The organism is Tissierella creatinophila DSM 6911 (genome assembly GCF_001940565.1).
In the GTDB taxonomy this organism is placed as follows: Bacteria; Bacillota; Clostridia; order Tissierellales; family Tissierellaceae; genus Tissierella_A; species Tissierella_A creatinophila.
In genome coordinates this window covers 1-6,968 of record NZ_LTDM01000036.1, presented here as the reverse complement: position 1 = coordinate 6,968, position 6,968 = coordinate 1, and the positions used below count along the sequence as shown (strand labels likewise).

At 32.1% G+C, this 6,968-nt stretch carries 5 protein-coding genes; all 5 read left to right on the top strand.

From position 1 onward, the window contains the following. The first annotated feature begins 363 nt into the window (after window positions 1-363). Window positions 364-1,140, top strand: a complete 777-nt coding sequence (locus TICRE_RS08970) for a creatininase (RefSeq protein WP_075727272.1) — start codon at window positions 364-366, stop codon at window positions 1,138-1,140. 57 nt (window positions 1,141-1,197) lie between these two features. Then, a complete protein-coding gene (gene codB / locus TICRE_RS08965) occupies window positions 1,198-2,508 on the top strand; it encodes a cytosine permease (RefSeq protein ID WP_075727270.1) in 1,311 nt (436 codons plus the stop codon). Between the two features lie 122 nt (window positions 2,509-2,630). Further along, complete coding sequence (codA, locus tag TICRE_RS08960) at window positions 2,631-3,896, top strand: cytosine deaminase (protein ID WP_075727268.1); 1,266 nt, start codon at window positions 2,631-2,633, stop codon at window positions 3,894-3,896. Between the two features lie 493 nt (window positions 3,897-4,389). After that, the gene (locus TICRE_RS08955; protein WP_075727266.1) at window positions 4,390-5,838 is read left to right on the top strand and encodes a sodium:solute symporter family protein; all 1,449 of its coding nucleotides are present in this window, start codon (window positions 4,390-4,392) and stop codon (window positions 5,836-5,838) included. 415 nt (window positions 5,839-6,253) lie between these two features. Further along, window positions 6,254-6,968, top strand: a 715-nt coding sequence (locus TICRE_RS08950; protein ID WP_456300652.1) for a hypothetical protein, incomplete at its 3' end; no start/stop codon positions are given.

Here is a 6,968-nt window from a genome sequence, read left to right as displayed (position 1 = left end):
TTATGCATTTGGTGGAGGATTACACTGTGCTACAGCTGACGTTTACCGTGAAGGTGAGTGTTTAGACTACTTCCCAAATCAAAACGTTAACGATCCAACACTAGTAACATTTGAAACTAGCCCTTGGCTAAAAAAATAGGATTTTAAACAAGTAATTATAAAGGGTCAGTTAATTGAGAAACGCTGACCCTCTATAAAGATATAAATTAATTTTAATTTATTTTTATCATCTAAATCATCTAATTTATTTGAAGAAATTTAAATTATTTTATGAACCCAATTTTTAGGACAAATATAATAGTGATTTAGCATTTAATACTAATCCAATAATTTATATTATAAAAAAAGGAAAGGGGAATAAAAATGAAAAACTTATTTATTGAAAATATGACTTGGGAGGAATATGCTAATATAACTGAGGAAAACGTTCTCATAATTCCTATAGGGGCTACTGAACAACATAGTCGTCACCTTCCTCTTAGTGTGGACAATGTTATATCTGTAAACTTCGCTCAAAGACTTGCCAAAGAATTAAATGGGTTTATAGCTCCTGCTCTCTCTTATGGATATAAGTCAAACCCAACTAGTGGTGGAGGTCCATTATTTCCTGGAACAATTGATTTAAATGGTAACACTCTTACAATTTTAGTTCAAGATATCTTAAATGAGTTTATAAAAGATGGTTGGAAAAAGATAATTTTATTAAATAGTCACTATGAAAATCAAGCCTTCTTAGCAGAAGCAGCAGATTTGGTGATTAAAGATCAACAAGAAGAATTCCCTAAAATTGTTCTTGCAAGTTGGTGGGATAATATTTCAGAAGATGTTATGCCTCAAATCTTTGATGAAAGACCATTTAGAGGTTGGGACTTAGAGCATGCTGCTATAACTGAAACATCCCTAATGATGTATTTCGAACCTGATTTAGTTAAGAATGATTTATTGACAGATGAAGGAATAGAAAATGTTCCTAGATATCAAAGATATCCAGTATCCAAAACTTTGATTCCTAAATCTGGTGCGTTATATACTTCTATATCAAGTACGCCCGAGAAAGGTAAAATTATAGTAGACGATGTTGTTGATAACTTCTTAGTATTTTTTAGGGAAGAATTTTCGCTTGAAGAATTGGCATATTAAGAACAAAGTTATATGAAATTATATTTATTTTAAAAAACATAAAAAGGAGTGTTTTTCATGAGTGAAAACAAGACTAAAAAAATAGCATCTGATGATAACCCGTTAGGAGAATTACCTGACCAGGATAGGCAAGGTATGTTCTCTATGATGGTAGTACTATTAGGATTTACATTCTTTACATCTACTATGTTCGCTGGAGGGCAAATAGGACCTAACTATAAGTTTTTCCCAGATCTTATGTATGTTATAATTCTTGGAAACTTATTACTAGGAATATATGTTGCAGCATTAGGTTATATAGCACAAAAAACAGGCTATAATTCAGTAGTTTTATCTAGATATAGTTTTGGTGATAAAGGTAGTAAATTAGTAGATTTACTATTTGCATTTACTCAGATTGGATGGTATGCATGGGGTACTGCAACTATAGCTATAGTTTTTGTTAAAATGTTAGGACTTAATCCAGGTTGGACGATTCCATTGATGGTTGTATTTGGTTATGGATTTAGTTTAACATCTTATATAGGATATAAAGGAATTGCAATGTTATCTAATATAGCTGTTCCTGCCATGGCAGTACTTATTTTCTGGAGTTTTTCGATTGGCTTTAAAGATGTAGGGGGTTTCCCTGGATTAAATAAGACTCCTGAAGTAGCAATGCCTTTTGCTACTGCTTTAACTTTAGTATTTGGTACCTTTGTTAGTGGAGGTACGCAGTCCACAAACTGGACTCGTTTTGCTAAAACACCCAAGGTTGCCATTGTAGCAAGTATAGTTGCTTTCTTTTTAGGGAATGGATTAATGGTAGTTGCTGGTGCTTTTGGTGGCTATGTTTATAATCAACCAGACATTGTTGAAGTATTAGTATTACAAGGATTGCAAGTGCCAGCGATAATTATGTTGTTTTTCAATGTTTGGACCACTCAAGATAATGCTATCTATAGTGTTTCTGTTGCTGGATGTAACTTCTTTAGAACAGAGAAAAGGACATTAATGAACTTTGCTGGTGCAACTATAGCTACAATATTAGCCATAGCTGGAATGTACAATTGGTTAGTGCCTTTCCTAGTTTTAATGGGTACTGTAATACCTCCTATAGGTGGAGTTATTATGGCAGATTATTATGTAAAACATAAAAGGAAATATAATAAATTAGCAGAAGTAAAAATGAAGGAATTTAACTACTCAGGGTTAATTGCATATGTAATTGGTGCATTTATGGCTTATGCTAGTCCAGGAGTAGCACCAATAAATGGTATAATAGCTGCTTTCATTGCATTTCCAATAGTTGATAAAATTCTAGTTTCTATGGACAAACCACAAGAAAACGTACCTTTAATTGGTGTTAATGTATCTGAAGGAAAATAAAATCTAGCGAGACATTAATAACAAACGAATTATTTAGTTAAAAGGGATGACAATGTCATCCCTTTTAGTTAACTTAATAAACTTTTCGAGTAAACAAAGATAATTATTTATAGGAGGTTTTTATGTTTATTGTTAGAAATGCTAAACTTAGAGGAAAAGATAATTTAGTAGACATTGTTATAGAAAATGGAAAATTTAAAGAAATAGGAGAAAATATAAGAGGTGAGTTTAAGGAAGAGATAGATGTAAATGGAAACTTAGTTTCGCCACCATTTATAGAGTCTCATGTGCATTTGGATGCTACTTTGACTGTTGGAACGCCAAGATATAACGAGAGTGGTACTCTCTTAGAAGGAATAGAAATTTGGGGAGAGAGAAAAAAGACACTTAAAAAAGAGGATATAAAAAAGAACGCTTTAGAAACTATTAAATGGCTCATAGCAAATGGAGTCTTATATATTAGAACTCATGCAGACTGTACTGAAGAAAGTCTAATAACAGTAGAAGCCCTTATAGAAGTAAAAGAGGAAATGAAAGAGTATGTAGATATTCAGATAGTGGCTTTTCCACAAGATGGAGTATTTGCTTATAAAGATATGGATAAACTGATGGAAAAATCTATTAAAATGGGGGTTGATGCTATAGGAGGCATTCCTCATGTAGAAATAACTAGGGAAGATGGAATCAAATCAATTGAATATATATTCCATATGGCAAAAAAATATAATAAGCTTATAGATATTCATACCGATGAAACAGGAGATGATCAGTCTAGGTTTTTAGAAGTCATTGCTAAATATACCTTAGAAAATGAAATGAATGGTCTGGTAACTGCAAGTCATACAACTGCAATGCACAATTACAACAATGATTATGCTTCCAAATTAATTGGAATTTTAAAAAGAGCTGATATAAATATAGTTTCAAATCCTTCTTCAAATGCACTAATTCAAAACAGATTAGACGGTTATCCTAGAAAAAGAGGTCATACACGAGTGGATGAATTAATTCAAAGAGGTGTAAATGTCAGTATAGGTAATGATGATATAATGGATCCATTTGCTCCTCTTGGAAAAGGAAATATGCTTCAAGCGGCACATTTGCTCGCTCACATGGCTCATTTAAGTAGCAATGAGGACATATTGAATCTATTTGACATGATAACTATTAATGGAGCCAAATCTTTAAATTTAAAGGACTATGGTATAAAGTTAGGAAATAGTGCAAACTTCATAGTTTTAGATGCAAAAGATGAAAGAGAAGCCATAAGACTTACAAGTGATGTTTTATATGTATTTAAAAATGGAAAGATGATATTAAAAACTATGCCTGTTAAGAGATGTTTAATAATACAAGATAAAAGTTATAATATAGATTTTAAAATTTAATATAAAATTAAATTAGGTTAGAGATTGTAGGAAGACAAATTGTATAAAATACAAATATTTAAATTGAAAATATATTTCAAATATTTTGTCTTTTAGTATTGACTTATGTATCTATTGTATTTATAATATAAATAAGTAATTAAAATAGATAACAAGCATATAAATAGTTACAGGTAAATCGTTTTCCTATGATGAGTGTATTTCTTTATTTATAGATCTACATAAAACTGTAGACTTTAAATAAAGAATATATAAATAAAAAACCCAGGAGGTGGTTAAAGATCCAGCATTAATTATATTTTAAACTAGTCTTTAGAAAAGAAGTTAGGCAAGTCGTTTTTCATATTTTTAAAATAAATTTATGAGGAGGAAATAAAATGACAGGATCTTGGACTATGGATGCATTTTTTATTGGATGTGCTCTTCTTATGGTAATACCCGCAGGTATATGGCTTTATTACGAGGTGTTTAATAAAGATAAGGGGGCTAAAAAATGATTAACTGGATTATATTTATTTTATCATCAATTGGTTTAATTGCTGTTGGTGCATTATCAGGTAAAAAGATACAAAGTGCCCAAAATGAGGGTGAAGGATTTTTACTAGGTGCAAAACAAGTAGGGGCTTTTGTAGGTGCAGGTACATTGATGGCAACAGGCTATAGTGGATGGGGTTTTATCGGTGCTCCTGGTACAGCTTATGCTTTTGGTACTATTGAAACTTTAGCAAACTTTTTCTTTGCTCCTGGAATAGTTTTCGGAACATTAATGTTTGCAGGATTTATGGCTAAACAAGCTGATAAATCTGGTGGTCTTACAGTTCCAGAGTATATGGCGGTAACACATAGAGGTACTGAAAAACAAAAGAGATTAGTGCATTTTGTTGGAGGTATAGCAACTTTCGTTTTTCTTTCAGTTTATATTATAGGTCAAGTTAGAGCCGTTGGTCTTGTTGCAGCAGAGTGGCTTGGAGTTAGTCAACAATTAGCAGCATTGATATTAATGGTTGTGGTTGTTATATTTACAATGCAAGGTGGACTTTTAGCTGTAGCTATTACAGATACAATAATGTGTATGGGAATGCTTATAGCTTCTGCTATTATATATATTACAATTATAAGAGACATTCCTATGTTGGATTTACTTACTCAGGTCGGGAAAATAAAACCAGAATTCCTAAATCCTTCAACGTCAGCTCCGTATGGTGGCGGTAAGTATAGTGTATTCTTAGTATTTGTTTATGCACTTCTTTTCACCACTACATTACCTTATATGTCAGTTCGTTTCTTATCTTTTAAAGAAGATATAAAGATACACTCAGTAGCTTTAATAATGGCACCTATGGGTGTAATTCTAAGCTTGATTCCAATGACTGGTATTTATATGTATTATAAAAACCCAGGCTTAGCTAATCCTGATAGTGCGATGCCAGTTTTCTTAAATACGTTTTTACCTCCGGCTTTAGCAGGAATGATTACATTGTTTATTCTTTTCGCAATGCTTTCAACAATAAGTTCAGTACTACAAGCATTGGCTTCATCATTATCTTATGATATGTTAGTATCTATTTCTGGTAAACAATCAGATAAGGGGGATTTATATAACCGTATAGGAGTACTTGTAACTGCTGTATGGGCAATGTTCTTAACATTTGCAGCTCCTCAAGGAATGCTTAACCAAATAGCTTATATTGGTACTGGTGGACTTATATCAGCGTTTGTAGGACCTACAATCATGCGTGTATTTATGGAAGCGGACTTAAAAACTTGTTTTGCTTCTATGATTACAGGATTTATTACAAATGTGCTACTTGTATTCGTATTGAAAATTGGTTGGGTAGAAGCACCTATTATAGCTGGTGCAGCAGGATGTGTTGTATATGTAGTTATGGGATATATAACTAATGGAGGATCTAGAATACCTAAGAATGTGGAAATAAGTTAAATTATAGTTTGAAAAGATATAAAAGCTTTACAATAAAAAAATTCCAATATAACATATGTTATATTGGAATTTTTTTATTGCGTGTTTATTTTTATGAATATTTATATAATAATTGACTTGGAAATATGTAAAATTTATATTTGTTTTTATTTTTTTAGTGCAAGCTATATTCGCGTCATACTGTACTATATACAAAAGCATAGAGTACTCTAACAATAAACAGATTGTATTTTACACTTGACATATAAATTTATTGGATTTATAATGTATTTACAAGCAGGTGGACAACGATTAAAAAAGTGCATAATACATTATAAGATATTATCACCTTACAATTAAGTCATAAATTTAATTAATGAATCAATCGTTTTCCTCTTACTACAAAAATATAACCAAAATTTTAGGAGGGGTATGAATGGCAAAAGTAGTAAATTCATGGAATGATTTTGACCCGTTAAAACACGTAATAGTTGGTAGAGCAGATAACACTTGTATACCACCAACTGAGCCAGCATCTGAATCTAAAGTTCCTTTAGATAGTCCAATGCGTGGTATGACTGGACCTCGTCCAACAGATACAGTTGAGGCAGCTAATGAGCAACTTGATGGTTTAGTAAAAATATTAGAAGATCGTGGAGTAAAAGTTGATAGACCAGAAGTTATGCAATGGAATCAAGCAGTTGTTACACCACACTTCATGACAGGAAGCATGTTTGGAACAATGCCACCAAGAGATGTTTTACTAACAATTGGTAACGATATCATAATGGCTTCAATGTCATTTAGATCAAGATTCTTTGAATACTTAGCATATAATAAAAACCTACGTGAATACTTTGACCAAGATCCAGACTTTAGATGGATTGCAGGTCCTCGTCCAGAACTAGGAGAGGCAAGCTATAAAAAAGATTACTATGATGGAGAAGTTACTGAAGAAGTTCTTTTAGAGCGTACTGCCAACCTAGATATGGTTACAACTGAGCATGAAATTCTATTTGATGCAGCGGATGTATTACGTTTAGGTAAAGACTTATTTATACAACACGGATTAACTACAAACAGAAAAGCTATGGATTGGTTTAGACGTATGTATCCAGAACTAAGAGTACACGCTGTAAACTTCCCTGGAG

Coding starts and splice junctions, on each gene's coding strand:
- TICRE_RS08970 (WP_075727272.1), top strand. CDS start 364: ATGAAAAACTTATTTATTGAAAATATGACTTGGGAGGAATATGCTAAT.
- codB (WP_075727270.1), top strand. CDS start 1,198: ATGAGTGAAAACAAGACTAAAAAAATAGCATCTGATGATAACCCGTTA.
- codA (WP_075727268.1), top strand. CDS start 2,631: ATGTTTATTGTTAGAAATGCTAAACTTAGAGGAAAAGATAATTTAGTA.
- TICRE_RS08955 (WP_075727266.1), top strand. CDS start 4,390: ATGATTAACTGGATTATATTTATTTTATCATCAATTGGTTTAATTGCT.